The following is a 13594-nucleotide window of genomic DNA, read 5'->3' as shown; positions in this document are numbered from 1 at the left end:
CCGCGGGAAAGCGGAGGGGTCCGCCGGTTCGACGGCGGCCGTCAGGAAGCGGCCGTGGCCGCCCGGTCGACGCCGACCGGGTGGCTCACCGGCCTCCCCGCCCCCTCCAGCATCGCGCGCAGCGCCGCCGTCGCCGCGGCGATGTCGCGCTGCGAGGAGGGGAGGGCGCGGCGCAGCACGGCGAAGGCGTGGATGGTGCCCTCCGCCTCCAGGAAGGTGGTCGGGACGCCCGCCGTGACGAGCGCCGCGGCGTAGGCGCGGCCCTCGTCGCGGAGCGGGTCGAGTCCGGCGGTGACCACCACGGCGGGCGGCAGCCCGGCTGCCTCGCCGAGGAGCGGCGAGGCGCGGACGTCGGTGACGGTGGGCCGGTAGTGGGCGTAGTACCAGCGGCGGCTCGCCTCGGTGAGCAGATGCCCCTCGGCGAACTCCCGGTGGGAGGGGTAGGGCCGGGTGTGGTCCGTCGCCGGGTAGAGCACGAGATGGGCCAGGACCGGGAGCGGTGCGGGCGTGTCGCGCAGCGCCATGGCCGTGGCGATGGCGAGTGTGGCGCCCGCGCTGTCACCGCCGAGGACCAGCGCGTCCACGGCGCGGCCCAGCTCGGCCGGGTTCGCGGCCGCCCAGCGCGCGACGGTCTCCGCGTCGTCGGGCGCCGCGGGGTAGGGCGCCTCCGGCGCGAGCCGGTAGGCGACCAGCAGCACCGGCAGGTCGAGTCGGCGGGCGAGGTCGGCGGCGAAGCTGCGATGGCTGTCGAGGCCCCCGGTGACGAAGCCCCCGCCGTGGTACCAGACGACGAGCGGGCCCGGGTCGCGGTGTGCGCGGGGGTCGAGCAGCAGGGCCGGGACCGTTCCGTGCTCCGCGGGCACGGACAGCTCCCGCACGGTGGCGAGTTCGGGCATCGGGAGGTCGACGACGGGCAGCATCGCGCGCATACCGTCGCGGGCGGCCTGCGGAGTCTGCTCCTCGATCCCCGGTCCGCCCGCGGCGGCCAGCTGGTCGAGGAGTGCGCGTACGTCGGATCGCATCGTGGTCATGGCGTGGCGGTCCCAAGGGTGAGGGGAGACATGACGGACGGCAGCGATGTCAGTGACTGCCATCGATGGTGATCGTAGCGCCGAATCGTCGTGATGTCAGGCCCTGACATCACCACGGGTACGATGCCCCCATGAGCCGATGGAAGCCGGACGGACGGCGCCGACTACAGGACGCCGCGCTGGAGTTGTACGCGGAGCGGGGGTTCGCCGAGGTGACGGCGGCGGCCGTGGCCGAGCGGGCCGGGCTCACCGAACGGACGTTCTTCCGGCACTTCCCCGACAAGAAGGAGATCCTGTTCGGCGACGAGGAGGCGCTGCGGGACGTCTTCACCGCGGCGGCGGCCGCCGTACCGGACGGCGCCTCCCCCCTGGAGGCGACCCTCGCCGGGCTGAAGGCGCTCACCGGCACTCTGCAACCGCGCCGGGAACGGCTGGTGCTGCGGACCCGGATCATCCGGCACTCCCCGGACCTGCGCGAACGCGAGCTGGTGAAGCTGGCGTCCTGGGCGGCCGCGCTGGCGGGGACCCTGCGGGAGCGGGGCCTCGGGGCGGCCGAGGCGCAGTACGCCGCCGAGACCGCGACGACGGTCTTCCGCGTCGCCTTCGAGCGCTGGACCGCCGAACCCCCCGTGGACGAGTCGCTGTTCGACCTGGTCCACGAGGGGTTCGCGGCCGTGGAGCGGTTTCTACACCGGTGAGGGCGCCCAGCCCTGGCCGCGCAGCACGGCCGAGACGTCCGGGGCCCGGTAGTGGTCGCCCTTGAGGACCTTGCCGTCCTGGCGCCGGGCGACCGTGCCGTCCGGGCCGATCTTGGTCATATTGGCGCGGTGGATCTCGGCGATCACGGCATCCAGGTCGATCCCGTGCACCAGAGCGGTGCCGTAGGCCACGTAGACCAGGTCGGCCAGCTCATGGGCCAGCTTGTCCAGCGGACCCGTGACGGCCACCTCCGCGACCTCCGCGGCCTCTTCGGCGAGCAGCTCACCGCGGTGCGCGGCCAGCTCCGGGGAGACCTCGGTCGGCACGGTACGGGCGTCGAGGCCGAAGGCGAGATGGAACTCTCGGACGAGGGAGGCGGGTGAAGGATGCATCCGGCGACCCTACCGGCCCGCCCCCCGCACCCCGCCCGGCCTCGCGCCGCCCCCGCACCCGGCCCTGCGCCGCGCTCCCCACCCGGCCCTGCGCGGCACTCCCCACCAGCCGCCCACCGCGTCCCACCCGGCTCTCCGGCGCGCCCCGCCCTGGTCAGGAGGGTGTGCGGCCTGGCAGGATCGCCCGCATGCTCCAGGCACTCCCCCGGATGAGCCGGCGCCGCGCGCTGCTGGGCTCGACGGCCGCCTTCGCGGTCCTCGGGCTGCTGCTGTGGTGGCTGCTGCCGCTCGGCAAGGAGTCCCCGAGCGGCACGGTCACCTTCAGCACCGGCACCCCGACCGGCGTCTACCAGAAGTACGGCACGCTGCTGCGGCACGCGATCGCCAAGGACCTGCCCGGGCTGGACGTCCGGCTGCTGAACAGCGACGGCTCGCAGGAGAACGTACGGCGGGTGGCCACCGGCCAGGCGGACTTCACCATCGCCGCCGCCGACGCGGTGGAGGCCTACCGGCTGGCGAACGGACCCGGCGCCGACCGGCTGCGCGGCTGCGCACGGCTCTACGACGACTATGTGCATCTGGTGGTGCCGCGTTCCTCCCCCGTCCGGTCGGTGGCCGACCTGAAGGGGCGGACCGTGGCCGTCGGGCCGGGCGGCTCGGGGGTGCGGCTGGTGGCGGACCATGTGCTCGCCGCGGCCGGGCTGGACCCCGAGAAGGACATCACCACCCTGTCCGACGGCATAGGGACCATGCCCGGGCTGCTGAAGCAGAACCGGATCGACGCGTTCTTCTGGTCGGGCGGCCTGCCCACCAGCGCGATCACCCAGCTGTCGAACAATTTCCCGATCCGCCTGGTGCCCATCGGCAGCGACCTGGTGGCGAAGCTGCACGCCCAGGGCGGCGCCTCGGGCTACTACCGGGCCGCGGTGATGCCCGCCGACGCCTATCCGGAGTCCCAGCAGGGCGCCTCCGTGCCGACCGTGGCCGTCGCCAATCTCCTGGTCACCCGGGAGGACACGGACGCGGACCTGACCGAGAAGCTCACCCGCACGGTCATCGACAGCCGGGACCGGATCGGCGCCCAGGTGCACGCGGCCCAGCTGGTGGACCTGCGGTCGGCGATCTACACGGACCCCCTGGAACTGCACGAGGGAGCACGCCGCTACTACCGCTCGGTCAAGCCGTAGCCCCCTCGCGCTCGGCGCACCCGGGGCCCCCTCGAGGGCCCCGGGTACGGCTCACGCTTCCCGCGCCCCGCCCCCCGGAACCGAGCGCGGCACCGTGACCGTCACTCTCAGCCCGCGCGGCTCATGGCGGGCGTAGGCGATGGAACCGCCGCCCGCGGCCAGCAGTGTCCGGGTGATCGACAGTCCGAGTCCCGAGCCCTTGATGTTCTGATGGGCCGCGCTGCGCCAGAAACGGTCCCCGACCCGGGCCAGTTCCTCGTCGCCGAGGCCGGGACCGCCGTCGGTGACCACCACCGTGGCCCATGCCCCGTCCACCGCCACCGCGACCTCCACCCGCTCCCCCTCCGGGGTGAACTTCACCGCGTTGTCGATCACCGCGTCCAGCGCGCTGGAGAGGGTGACCGGGTCGGCCCAGGCCGTGGTGGCCGGACAACTCCCGCTCAGCCGTACGCCCTTGGCCTCGGCGGCCGGGCTCCAGGCGGCCACCCGCTCGGCGGCCAGCGCTCCGACGTCGGTGACCAGCAGATCGGCCTCGGCGTGCTCGGCGAGTGCCAGGTCCAGCAGATCGTCGAGGACCCGCGCCAGCCGCTTGCCCTCGGTGCGCACCGAGGCGATCTCCGCATTGCCCTCGGGCAGTTCGAGAGCGAGCAGCTCGATCCGCAGCAGCAGCGCGGAGAGCGGATTGCGCAACTGGTGGGAGGCGTCGGCGACAAAGGCGCGCTGCTGCTCCAGGACCTCCTCCACATGGTCCGCCATCTCGTTGAACGAGCGTGCCAGGCGCCGCAGTTCCGGCGGTCCCCCGGCGGCCGCGACCCGCGACTTCAGGCGCCCGGTCGCGATGTCGTGGGTCGTCGCGTCCAGCACCCGTACGGGCCTGAGCACCCAGCCCGTCAGTCGCAGCGCCGCACCCACCGCCAGCAGCATCGCGGCGATCTCCCCGGCGCCGATGAGCAGCCAGCCGTGCAGGATCTCGGACCGCATCTGCCCGGTCGGCGAGTCGGTGACGACCACGGCGACGACATCGCCGTCGCGGATCACCGGGGAGGCGACCACCAGCCGGTTCCGCTGCCAGGGCCACACCTGCTCCGGATCATGGCTGCGGCGCCCGAGGAGCGCCTCGTTGAAGGCGTCCCGGCCCTCGCCCTCCTGCGGCAGGTACCAGTCCTCCGGCGCATGTGCCATGGGTACGTCGTCGCGGTAGAAGACCCCGGCGCGGATGCCGTAGACGCCGTAGTACATCGCGAGTTCCTTGCGCAGGGTCTCCCCGCGCTCGTCCTCGCCCACCGCCGGGGAGCCGGTGGAGGGGCGGTCGGTGACGAACTGCGCGAGGGCCGCGAAGCGTGCCGTGTCGTCGATCCGGTCGACGACCACCCGCTGCTGCTGGGCGGCCGCGAGGCTCACCGCGAGCGGCACCCCGAGCGCCAGCAGTACGGCCGCCAGCAGCACGATGAGCAGCGGAAGCAGACGTGCGCGCACCCGGCCCCGCTAGACGGCCGGGGCGACGAGCCGGTACCCGACGCCGCGTACGGTCTCGATCAGCGCGGGCATCCGCAGCTTGGACCTGAGCGAGGCGACATGCACCTCCAGGGTGCGTCCGGTCCCCTCCCAACTGGTCTGCCACACCTCGCTGATGATCTGCTCCCGGCGGAACACCACGCCGGGCCGCTGGGCCAGCAGCGCCAGCAGGTCGAACTCCTTGCGGGTCAGCTGGACCACCGCACCCGCCACACTCACCCGCCGGGTGGGCAGTTCGACATGGACCGGCCCCAGCCGCAGCACCGTCTCGGTGGCCCCCGTGTCGTCCAGATGCGGGGTGCGCCGGGCGACGGCATGGATCCGCGCGAGCAGTTCCCCGGTGTCGTAGGGCTTGACCACGTAGTCGTCGGCGCCCAGGTTCAGGCCGTGGATCCGGGAGCGCACATCGGACCGCGCGGTCACCATGATCACCGGGATGCTGGTGCGCTTGCGGATCTTGCCGCACACCTCGTAGCCGTCCTGGTCGGGCAGGCCCAGGTCGAGCAGCACCACACCGAAACCGGCGCCCTCCGGGACCAGCGCCCGCAGGGCCTCCTCACCGTTGCGGGCGTGTGTGACGTCGAAGCCGTGCCGGGCCAGCACCGCGGACAGGGCGGCCGCGACATGGTTGTCGTCCTCGACGAGAAGCAGTCTCATACCGGCCCCCTCCGGATGCAGTGGTCGTGACGGTCCCGTGCCGATGCCGGCCCGCCGAAACGGGCACGCCCCCTGGTCGGAAGGAGTCACCCGCCCGAGGGCGGAAACGTCGTCCACGCGAACGTGGGCACGCGGACGCGTGCACCAAGGCAGTCACGCCGATGAACAAGGACGGCGTCAAGAGGCTTCCGGTTGCGTACGCCTACCGTTATTCAGCCGGTACGCGGAAATCCGGCCGCGGCTACCACATGTGCACGACCGCTACCCGATCGTGATGCTCAGATCTCCCTCAGATGTAATGACGCTGGTCGGGCGCCGTCATTACTGTCCTCCGAAACCGAGTGAGGACGGAGCCAAACCAGTCATGACCGCAGCATCGGTGGCCGACGACTCGGCGGCCACAACCGACGAACTGGTCGTTCTGAGGGGCGTGAACAAGCACTTCGGCGCGTTGCACGTGCTCCGGGACATCGACCTGACCATCACCCGTGGCGAGGTCGTCGTGGTCATCGGACCCTCGGGTTCCGGAAAGTCCACGCTGTGCCGCACCATCAACCGCCTGGAGACCATCGACGAGGGCGAGATCCGGATCGACGGCAGGCCGCTGCCGCAGGAGGGCAGGGAGCTGGCCCGGCTGCGCGCCGATGTCGGCATGGTCTTCCAGTCGTTCAACCTCTTCGCCCACAAGACCGTCCTCGAGAACGTGATGCTGGGCCAGATCAAGGTCCGCAGGACGGACAAGGCCAAGGCCCAGGAGCGGGCGCGCGCCCTGCTCGACCGGGTCGGCGTCGCCACCCAGGCCGACAAGTACCCCGCGCAGCTCTCCGGCGGCCAGCAGCAGCGTGTCGCGATCGCCCGCGCCCTGGCCATGGACCCCAAGGTCATCCTCTTCGACGAGCCGACCTCGGCCCTGGACCCCGAGATGATCAACGAGGTCCTGGAGGTCATGCAGCAGCTCGCCCGGGACGGCATGACCATGGTCGTGGTCACCCATGAGATGGGCTTCGCCCGTTCGGCCGCCAACCGGGTGGTGTTCATGGCGGACGGCCGCATCGTGGAAGAGGCGGCGCCGGACCAGTTCTTCAGCAATCCGCGCAGCGACCGCGCCAAGGACTTCCTCTCCAAGATCCTGCACCACTGACCTCCCCCGCGACCACTGACCTCCCCGCGCGGGCCGCGCACCGCCTACGCCGGTCTCCGCGCGGCCCCGCACCACCGACGACGGTTCCCGCACGGCCCCCGTGGTACCGACGGACCCCGTGACACCTGCGGTCCCCGACACCGGCCCGCCACGACGTGTCTTTTCTTCACCACCCAAAGGATGTTCACCATGAAGCTCCGCAAGGCCACCGCCGCCACGGCCGCCGTGCTCGCCCTCGCCACCGCCGCCACCGCCTGCGGCTCCGGCGACAAGAAGGACAGCGGCTCCGGCAAGAACATCAAGATCGGCATCAAGTTCGACCAGCCCGGCATCGGCCAGAAGACGCCGCAGGGCTACTCCGGCTTCGACGTGGACGTCGCCACGTACATCGCCAAGCAGCTCGGCTACACCGCCGACCAGATCGAGTGGAAGGAGTCGAAGAGCGCCGACCGCGAGACCATGCTCCAGCGCGGTGACGTCGACTTCATCGCCGCCTCCTACTCGATCACCCCGGCGCGCCAGGACAAGGTCGACTTCGCGGGCCCCTATCTGCTCGCCCACCAGGACGTGCTGCTCCGCGCCGACGACAAGGACATCAAGTCCCCGTCGGACCTCAACTCGAAGAAGCTGTGCTCGGTCACCGGCTCGACCTCGGCGCAGAACGTCCACGACAAGCTCGCCCCGAAGGCCAAGCTCCAGCAGTACCCGACCTACTCGGCCTGCCTGACGGGCCTGGAGAACGGCGCCATCGACGCGCTGACCACCGACGACTCCATCCTCGCCGGCTACGCCTCGCAGGCCGCCTTCAAGGGCAAGTTCAAGCTCGGCGGCTTCAAGATGACCAACGAGAACTACGGCATCGGCGTCAAGAAGGGCAGCGACCTCAAGGCGAAGATCAACGCCGCCCTGGAGAAGATGGTCTCCGACGGTTCCTGGAAGAGCGCCGTGGACAAGAACTTCGGCCCCGCCGGCTACAAGAACGAGCCCGCGCCGAAGATCGGCAACATCGTCAAGTAAGCAGCGCCCGACGACCGTGCGCCGCCCCCCGGGGGGCGGCGCACCCGGCCTGCCCGACACGCGGAAGCGCGGGACCTCATGTTCGACTTTCTTGATCACTACGACGTGCTGGGCGCGTTCTGGACGACGGTGCAGCTCGCCGTCCTGTCCGCGATCGGCTCCCTGATCTGGGGCACCGTACTGGCCGCGATGCGAGTCGGGCCGGTGCCGGTGATGCGCGGCTTCGGGACCGCCTATGTGAACATCGTGCGGAACATCCCGCTGACCGTGATCATCCTGTTCACCTCCCTGGGCCTCAACCAGACCCTGGGCGTCAGCCTCGGCGCCAGCGACTTCGACACCATCAACTTCCGGCTGGCGGTCCTCGGACTCACCGCCTACACCGCGGCGTTCGTGTGCGAGGCGCTCCGCTCCGGCATCAACACCGTGCCCGTCGGCCAGGCCGAGGCGGCCCGCGCGCTGGGGCTGAACTTCACCCAGGTCCTCACCCTGGTGGTGCTGCCCCAGGCGTTCCGCTCGGTGATGGGTCCGCTGACGAACGTACTGATCGCACTGACCAAGAACACCACGGTGGCGGCCGCGATCGGTGTCGCCGAAGCCGCCCTGCTGATGAAGAAGATGATCGAGAACGAGGCCCAACTGCTGCTGATCTCAGCGGTGATCGGCTTCGGGTTCGTGTGTCTCGTACTGCCGGCCGGTCTGATCCTCGGCTGGGTGGGCAAGAAGGTGGCGGTGAAGCGATGAGTTCCGTCCTCTACGACGTCCCGGGGCCCCGCGCCAAACGGCGCAACGCCGTCTGGACCGTGGTGTTCCTCGCCGCCCTGGCCGCCGTGGCGTGGTGGGTGTACAGCAGCCTCGACGACAAGGGCCAGCTCGACTGGGAGAAGTGGAAGCCGTTCTTCGACGGGCCGGACGCCTGGACCACGTATCTGCTGCCGGGCCTGCGGCAGACGCTTGAGGCGGCCGCCCTGGCCATGCTCATCGCGCTGCCGCTGGGCGCGGTCCTGGGCATCGCCCGGCTCTCCGACCACGCCTGGATCAGGGTGCCCGTCTCCATAGTGGTCGAGTTCTTCCGGGCCATCCCGGTCCTCGTCCTGATGATCTTCGGCAACGCCCTGTTCGCCCAGTACACCAATGTCGCCTCGGACGACCGCCCGCTCTACGCCGTGGTCACCGGACTCGTCCTCTACAACGCCTCGGTGCTCGCGGAGATCGTCCGCGCGGGCATCCTGGCCCTGCCCAAGGGCCAGTCCGAGGCCGCGCTCGCGATCGGCCTGCGCAAGAACCAGGTCATGCGGCTGATCCTGCTGCCGCAGGCGGTCACCACGATGCTGCCGGCCATCGTCAGCCAGCTGGTGGTGACCGTGAAGGACACCGCCCTGGGCGGCGCGGTCCTCACCTTCCCCGACCTGCTGGCCGCGGTCTCCCCGATGAGCTCCTTCTACGGCGCCAACACCATCGCCTGCTTCACGATCGTGGCCCTGCTCTTCCTCATCGTCAACTTCGCGCTGTCCACCTTCGCGGGCTGGCTGGAGCGGCGGCTGCGACGGGCCAAGAAGTCGACCGGAGCGGTCCTCGCCCCGGCGGCCGTCGGCGGCGCGGAGGCGACGGGCATCAACAGCTGACGGGGACCGCCCGGCCGTACGGGCGGCTGGCCGTACGGGCGGCTGGCCGTACGGGCGGCTGGCCGTACGGGCGCCGCGATCGCCGCCCGCGCGCACCACGTACCCGCGGCCGTTGAGCGCCCGCCCCGGGCGCTCAACGCCCGGCCCGCACACGTCCTGGCCCGCCCTCCACCGGCGTTCTCCACCGGCCGTGAGGCGGGTCGTAAGCCGGGCATGAGGCAGGCGGGCGCCGGGTCGTAAGCCGGGCGTGCGCCGGGTCGTGAGCCGGGGTATGCGCCGACGCCCCGGCCGGTGCTTCAGCCGGAGCCGTGAACTCCGCGAACCCCCCGGCTGCCCAGGGCAGTGACGTCACGCCACAGCCCTGCTCGCTTGACGGGCGCAGCGGCAGTGGGTTGCATACGTTCTGTGATCGTGCACCCTGCCCCAACTGCCTGTTCCCTCAGGTCCCTCAGGACACCACTCAGCGCAGGGGGCATCGCGCCGTGGACCCGGTGATCATCGCGGGAGCCGGGCCCGTGGGGCTCGCGCTCGCACTCGCGCTGGCGCGCCAGGAGGTGCCCTCCGTCGTCCTCGACGAAGGCCCCGGCACGGACGAGCAGCGGGCGGCGCGCACCGTCGTCCTGCGCGAGGACACCGCCGCGCTGCTGGAACGATTGGCCGGACCACAGCTCACCGGCGCCGGACTGCACTGGACCGGCTGGCGTTCGATGCGGCGCCGACAGGTCACCCGGGACGTCACGTTCGCACCGCCCGGGCCCGTGAGCAACGGAGACCGGACGGACGCCTACGGCACCCCCGACGAGCCCGGCACCGCCGACACCCCGGCCCCGCTGCACATCGCCCAGCATGTCCTCACCGGTGCCCTGCGCGCGGCCGCCGCCCGCGAAAAACTCATCGAGGTGGCCACCGAGAGCCGTCTCGACTCCGTCGACCAGGAACCCTCCGGAGTCACGGCCCACACCCGCGGCCCCCGGTCCACCTGGTGGCGCGGCAGTCATCTCGTCGGCTGCGACGGACCCCGCTCGACCGTGCGCAAACTGCTGGACATCCGCTTCCCCGGCCGGACCGCGGTGGAACGTCACGCCGTCGCGGCACTGCGGGCCGAACTGCCCCGGCCCGGCGAGGCCCTGCTGCACCGGTCACCGCCCTGGCGCACCTCGGCCCCCTCGGGCGGCGAGATCAGCGCACGCCCGCTGCCCGACGGCGTATGGCGCCTGGACTGGCTGCTGCCACCGGGCAAGGACCTGGCCACCCCCGACCTCCTGGTGACCCTCGTCCGGGAGACACTGGCGGGCTGGAACGGCGGCACCACCCCCGCCTACGACCTGCTGGACACCGGAGTCCACACCGTCCACCACCGGCTCGCCCGCCGTTGGCGCGCCGACCGCGTCTTCCTCGCCGGGGACGCCGCCCATCTCCTCGGCGCACTCGGCACCCACGGCCTGGACGAGGGACTCCGCGATGTGGACAACCTCGCCTGGAAACTGGCCCTGTCCTGGCACCACGGCCCGCACGAGGCACTGCTCGACAGCTATCAGACCGAGCGCCGCGCCGTGGTCGCGGCCCGGCTGCGCGCCGCCGACCAGGCACTGCCGCTGCTGCGCGGCGGCGGAGGGCTGCGGTCGGTCGTCCCCGGGGCCGCGCGCGGCCGGGAGGCACTGCTCGCGGACGGCCATCTGGGGCACGGCGCGATGGGCGCGCCGGGCAGCTACGCGGATTCGCCGCTCCAGCCCGCCCCGGGCGAGTCCGAGACGCCGGTGGCCACCGGGCCGGGGGCGGCGGTCGCGGATGTGCGGGTGACGGCCGAGGACGGTTCCTCCGTACGGCTGCGAGACCGGCTGGGGCGCGGATCGCTGCTGGTGGTGCTGGTGGCGCCGGGCACCGGGGTGTGGGAGCGCAGGCACTGGCTGTCGGCCGGGGTCATGCCCCGGCTGGCCGCGGCGGTGACGGCCCTGCCGCACACCGCGGAACTGCTGGTCGCCGAGAACTACCCGGGCGCGGCCGCACACACCGTGCTGCTCATCCGCCCGGACGGCCACCTGGTGACGGCACAGAGCGGAGTGCGCCCGGCGGACCTCTACCAGGCAGCGGAAACGGCACTGGGCGTCCCGGCAAAGGAACAGGCCGCAGCGAACGCGGGCTGAGAGGCCGGGTGTGGCGGAGGGCGTAGTGGGACAGGACGGGGGCCGGGGCGGAGGGTCGAGGCACCACGACGTCCACATAGTGACAGTGAGTTGACCGGTCTGCACCGCCATGGTCTACTCCGGATCGTGACCGACACCTGTGTGCGCCTGTGGCGGAGGGTCCATATGGACCTCGTCCGCTATGCGGGCTGCGTGTGTCGTCCGTCCTGCTGATCTCGCTTCCCCACACCCGCGCGCGCCGTCCCGTACCGCCGCGCGCCTCACGCGAACCCCAGGACGGTCCCGTTGTCTGCGCACCCTTCTGTCTCATCGGTCCCCCCTGTCCCCCCTCCTCCCGCGTCGTCGGCCCCCGGTCCCCTTCCGGCGCCCACCCAGGCCGAGTTGCTCGACTTCGTACACCGGGCCGCCGCGGACACCGAACTTGTGTCCACGCTCCCACTCGACCCCGAGGGCCGTACCTGGGTACGGCTGGAGGGCCCCGGCGGCAGCGAGGCCTGGCTGATCGGCTGGCCGCCCGGCACGGGCACCGGCTGGCACGACCACGCCGACTCGGTGGGCGCCTTCGTCACCGCCTCGGGCGAACTCAGGGAGAACTCCCTCGCGGCCCGGCTGCCCTCCGACGGCTGGAAGTCCCTGGAACTCACCGAGGGAGTGGACCGCGAACGGCGGCTGCCCTCCGGCACGGGCCGGTCCTTCGGCCAACACCATGTGCACGAGGTGCTCAACGAGTCCCCCGACCGGCACGCGGTCTCCGTCCACGCCTACTACCCGCCCCTGCCACGGATCCGCCGCTACAGTCGCACGGGGCAGGTACTCCATCTGGAGCAGGTCGAGCGCCCGGAGGACTGGCAGTGACATCCCAGCCCGAAGAACCCACAGCACCCGCCGAACTCGCAGACCTCGAAGAACCCACAGGCCCCGAAGAACCCACGGGACCCGAAGAAGTCACAGGATCCGAAGACCCCATAGGCATCGACGAGTGGCTGGAGCGGGTCCGCGAGGGCCTCGACCGGGTGGAGGCGACGGAGGCCCACGAGGCCGCCCGCACCGGGGGCGTCCTGCTCGTGGACATCCGGTACGCGGCCCTGCGCGACCGCGACGGGCTCATCCCGGGCGCCCTGGTCATCGAACGCAATGAACTCGAATGGCGCCTGGACCCCCGGGGCAGCCACCGCGTCCCCGAGGCAACGAGCCACGACCTGCGCGTGGTGATCATCTGCAACGAGGGCTACGCGTCGAGCCTCGCCGCGGCCTCCCTGCACCAACTGGGCCTGCGCCGCGCCACGGACCTGGTCGGGGGGTTCCAGGCTTGGCGGGCGGCGGGGCTGCCGGTGGTTCCGTAGGCTCTCGCGACGCGCTGCCCGGGTGGGGGTGGGGCCCCCTCCCCCACCCTCCCCCCCACCTCAGAACTCCCCGTCCCCCAGCCCCTCCGTGTCCTCCCCCTCGTCCTCCAGGGCCTGCCGGACCACCCGGAGGGCCATTCCCTCGGGGTAGCCCTTGCGGGCGAGCATGCCTGCAAGGCGGCGCAGGCGTTTGTCTCGGTCGAGGCCCCGGGTCGCGCGCAGTTTGCGGTCGACCAGGTCGCGTGCGGTCGCCTCCTCCTGCTCGCTGTCGAGCTGTCCCACTGCTTCGTCGATCACCGCGGAGTCCACGCCCTTGGTGCGCAGCTCCCGGGCGAGAGCGCGGCGGGCCAGGCCCCGGCCGTGGTGCCGGGACTCCACCCAGGCGTCCGCGAAGGCGCCGTCGTCGATGAGTCCGGCCTCCTCGAACCTCGTCAGCACCTCCTCCGCCGCCTCGTCGGGGATCTCCCGCTTGCGCAGGGCGTCCGCGAGTTGCTTCCGTGTGCGGGGGCTCCCGGTGAGCAGGCGCAGACAGATCGCCCGCGCCCGCTCCACCGGGTCCGCCGGGGGGTCCCCCTCCTCGGCCCTCGACGAGAAGGCGGATCCTCCGTCCTGGGGGCCGTCGGCCGGTTCCCCGAAACCGCGCCGCCGCCCGCGTCCGCGTCCCCCACGGGCACGGTCGTCACCATCCCGCGAGGTGACCGCGCCCGGGGCTTCCGTGTCGCCCCGTATGCCGTCGTACGGCCCGTCGCCGCCTCCGACCGGTCTCCCGTCGCCCCGACTCCCGCGCTCCTGCGGGGACACCGGCATGGAGTACTCGGCCCAGTCGGTTCGCCGTGTCATGGG

At 72.1% G+C, this 13594-nt stretch carries 15 protein-coding genes; 10 read left to right on the top strand and 5 right to left on the bottom strand.

What is annotated here, in order from left to right; translation table 11 throughout:
- Positions 1 to 41 precede the first annotated feature (41 nt).
- Positions 42 to 1031 carry an alpha/beta hydrolase gene (locus ACIHAA_RS00220; protein WP_399810922.1) on the bottom strand — a complete coding sequence of 330 codons (990 nt, stop codon included), beginning with the start codon at positions 1029 to 1031 and terminating at the stop codon, positions 42 to 44.
- Positions 1032 to 1162: 131 nt separating this feature from the next.
- Between ACIHAA_RS00220 and ACIHAA_RS00215 the strand changes: the two genes are divergently transcribed.
- Positions 1163 to 1729: a TetR family transcriptional regulator gene (locus ACIHAA_RS00215; RefSeq protein ID WP_399810919.1), complete on the top strand. Its 567-nt coding sequence runs from the start codon at positions 1163 to 1165 to the stop codon at positions 1727 to 1729.
- On the opposite strand, the gene ACIHAA_RS00210 is transcribed toward ACIHAA_RS00215, so the two are convergent.
- Positions 1718 to 2122: a MazG nucleotide pyrophosphohydrolase domain-containing protein gene (locus ACIHAA_RS00210; protein WP_399810917.1), complete on the bottom strand. Its 405-nt coding sequence runs from the start codon at positions 2120 to 2122 to the stop codon at positions 1718 to 1720. The two genes, ACIHAA_RS00215 and ACIHAA_RS00210, sit on opposite strands and share 12 nt — an antisense overlap.
- A 188-nt stretch (positions 2123 to 2310) precedes the next feature.
- On the opposite strand from ACIHAA_RS00210, the gene ACIHAA_RS00205 reads away from it, so the two are divergent.
- Positions 2311 to 3309, top strand: coding sequence for a TAXI family TRAP transporter solute-binding subunit (locus ACIHAA_RS00205; protein ID WP_399810914.1), 999 nt, complete (start codon positions 2311 to 2313; stop codon positions 3307 to 3309).
- Between the two features lie 51 nt (positions 3310 to 3360).
- Here the strand turns inward: ACIHAA_RS00205 and ACIHAA_RS00200 are convergent, their stop codons facing one another.
- Both ACIHAA_RS00200 and ACIHAA_RS00195 read right to left on the bottom strand, forming a co-directional pair.
- A complete protein-coding gene (locus ACIHAA_RS00200; protein WP_399810911.1) occupies positions 3361 to 4785 on the bottom strand; it encodes a sensor histidine kinase in 1425 nt (474 codons plus the stop codon).
- A gap of 9 nt (positions 4786 to 4794) precedes the next feature.
- Positions 4795 to 5481: a response regulator transcription factor gene (locus ACIHAA_RS00195; protein ID WP_399810909.1), complete on the bottom strand. Its 687-nt coding sequence runs from the start codon at positions 5479 to 5481 to the stop codon at positions 4795 to 4797.
- A gap of 364 nt (positions 5482 to 5845) precedes the next feature.
- On the opposite strand from ACIHAA_RS00195, the gene ACIHAA_RS00190 reads away from it, so the two are divergent.
- The 8 genes from ACIHAA_RS00190 (at position 5846) to ACIHAA_RS00155 (ending at position 12751) form a co-directional block, all read left to right on the top strand.
- A complete protein-coding gene (locus tag ACIHAA_RS00190) occupies positions 5846 to 6622 on the top strand; it encodes an amino acid ABC transporter ATP-binding protein (RefSeq protein WP_399810906.1) in 777 nt (258 codons plus the stop codon).
- 189 nt (positions 6623 to 6811) lie between these two features.
- The gene (locus ACIHAA_RS00185; RefSeq protein WP_399810903.1) at positions 6812 to 7639 is read left to right on the top strand and encodes a glutamate ABC transporter substrate-binding protein; all 828 of its coding nucleotides are present in this window, start codon (positions 6812 to 6814) and stop codon (positions 7637 to 7639) included.
- A 78-nt stretch (positions 7640 to 7717) separates the two neighbouring features.
- Positions 7718 to 8383, top strand: coding sequence for an amino acid ABC transporter permease (locus ACIHAA_RS00180; protein WP_399810900.1), 666 nt, complete (start codon positions 7718 to 7720; stop codon positions 8381 to 8383).
- Positions 8380 to 9264 (top strand): amino acid ABC transporter permease, encoded by an 885-nt coding sequence (locus ACIHAA_RS00175; RefSeq protein WP_399810897.1) that lies wholly within the window; start codon positions 8380 to 8382, stop codon positions 9262 to 9264. Before ACIHAA_RS00180 ends, ACIHAA_RS00175 begins: the two co-directional genes overlap by 4 nt.
- 482 nt (positions 9265 to 9746) lie before the next feature.
- Positions 9747 to 11408, top strand: a complete 1662-nt coding sequence (locus tag ACIHAA_RS00170; RefSeq protein ID WP_399810895.1) for an FAD-dependent monooxygenase — start codon at positions 9747 to 9749, stop codon at positions 11406 to 11408.
- 126 nt (positions 11409 to 11534) lie between these two features.
- Positions 11535 to 11621, top strand: coding sequence for a putative leader peptide (locus ACIHAA_RS00165; RefSeq protein ID WP_313960178.1), 87 nt, complete (start codon positions 11535 to 11537; stop codon positions 11619 to 11621).
- A 72-nt stretch (positions 11622 to 11693) separates the two neighbouring features.
- A complete protein-coding gene (locus ACIHAA_RS00160) occupies positions 11694 to 12263 on the top strand; it encodes a cysteine dioxygenase (protein WP_399810893.1) in 570 nt (189 codons plus the stop codon).
- 110 nt (positions 12264 to 12373) lie between these two features.
- Complete coding sequence (locus ACIHAA_RS00155; RefSeq protein WP_399813658.1) at positions 12374 to 12751, top strand: rhodanese-like domain-containing protein; 378 nt, start codon at positions 12374 to 12376, stop codon at positions 12749 to 12751.
- 60 nt (positions 12752 to 12811) lie between these two features.
- On the opposite strand, the gene recX is transcribed toward ACIHAA_RS00155, so the two are convergent.
- Positions 12812 to 13591: a recombination regulator RecX gene (gene recX, locus ACIHAA_RS00150; RefSeq protein ID WP_399810892.1), complete on the bottom strand. Its 780-nt coding sequence runs from the start codon at positions 13589 to 13591 to the stop codon at positions 12812 to 12814.
- Between the last annotated feature and the right edge of the window lie 3 nt (positions 13592 to 13594).

Origin of the sequence: Streptomyces sp. NPDC052040 (assembly GCF_044548405.1) — a bacterium.
Taxonomy (GTDB): Bacteria; Actinomycetota; Actinomycetes; order Streptomycetales; family Streptomycetaceae; genus Streptomyces.
Note: the sequence above shows the minus strand (reverse complement) of the source record. Positions and strands in the feature narration are given on the sequence as shown.

What these genes read in the sequence shown, in the direction of transcription:
- ACIHAA_RS00190 (WP_399810906.1), top strand. Translation starts at nt 5,846, where the DNA reads ATGACCGCAGCATCGGTGGCCGACGACTCGGCGGCCACAACCGACGAA.
- ACIHAA_RS00205 (WP_399810914.1), top strand. Translation starts at nt 2,311, where the DNA reads ATGCTCCAGGCACTCCCCCGGATGAGCCGGCGCCGCGCGCTGCTGGGC.
- ACIHAA_RS00185 (WP_399810903.1), top strand. Translation starts at nt 6,812, where the DNA reads ATGAAGCTCCGCAAGGCCACCGCCGCCACGGCCGCCGTGCTCGCCCTC.
- ACIHAA_RS00215 (WP_399810919.1), top strand. Translation starts at nt 1,163, where the DNA reads ATGAGCCGATGGAAGCCGGACGGACGGCGCCGACTACAGGACGCCGCG.
- recX (WP_399810892.1), bottom strand. Translation starts at nt 13,591, where the DNA reads ATGACACGGCGAACCGACTGGGCCGAGTACTCCATGCCGGTGTCCCCG.
- ACIHAA_RS00195 (WP_399810909.1), bottom strand. Translation starts at nt 5,481, where the DNA reads ATGAGACTGCTTCTCGTCGAGGACGACAACCATGTCGCGGCCGCCCTG.
- ACIHAA_RS00175 (WP_399810897.1), top strand. Translation starts at nt 8,380, where the DNA reads ATGAGTTCCGTCCTCTACGACGTCCCGGGGCCCCGCGCCAAACGGCGC.
- ACIHAA_RS00210 (WP_399810917.1), bottom strand. Translation starts at nt 2,122, where the DNA reads ATGCATCCTTCACCCGCCTCCCTCGTCCGAGAGTTCCATCTCGCCTTC.
- ACIHAA_RS00180 (WP_399810900.1), top strand. Translation starts at nt 7,718, where the DNA reads ATGTTCGACTTTCTTGATCACTACGACGTGCTGGGCGCGTTCTGGACG.
- ACIHAA_RS00220 (WP_399810922.1), bottom strand. Translation starts at nt 1,031, where the DNA reads ATGACCACGATGCGATCCGACGTACGCGCACTCCTCGACCAGCTGGCC.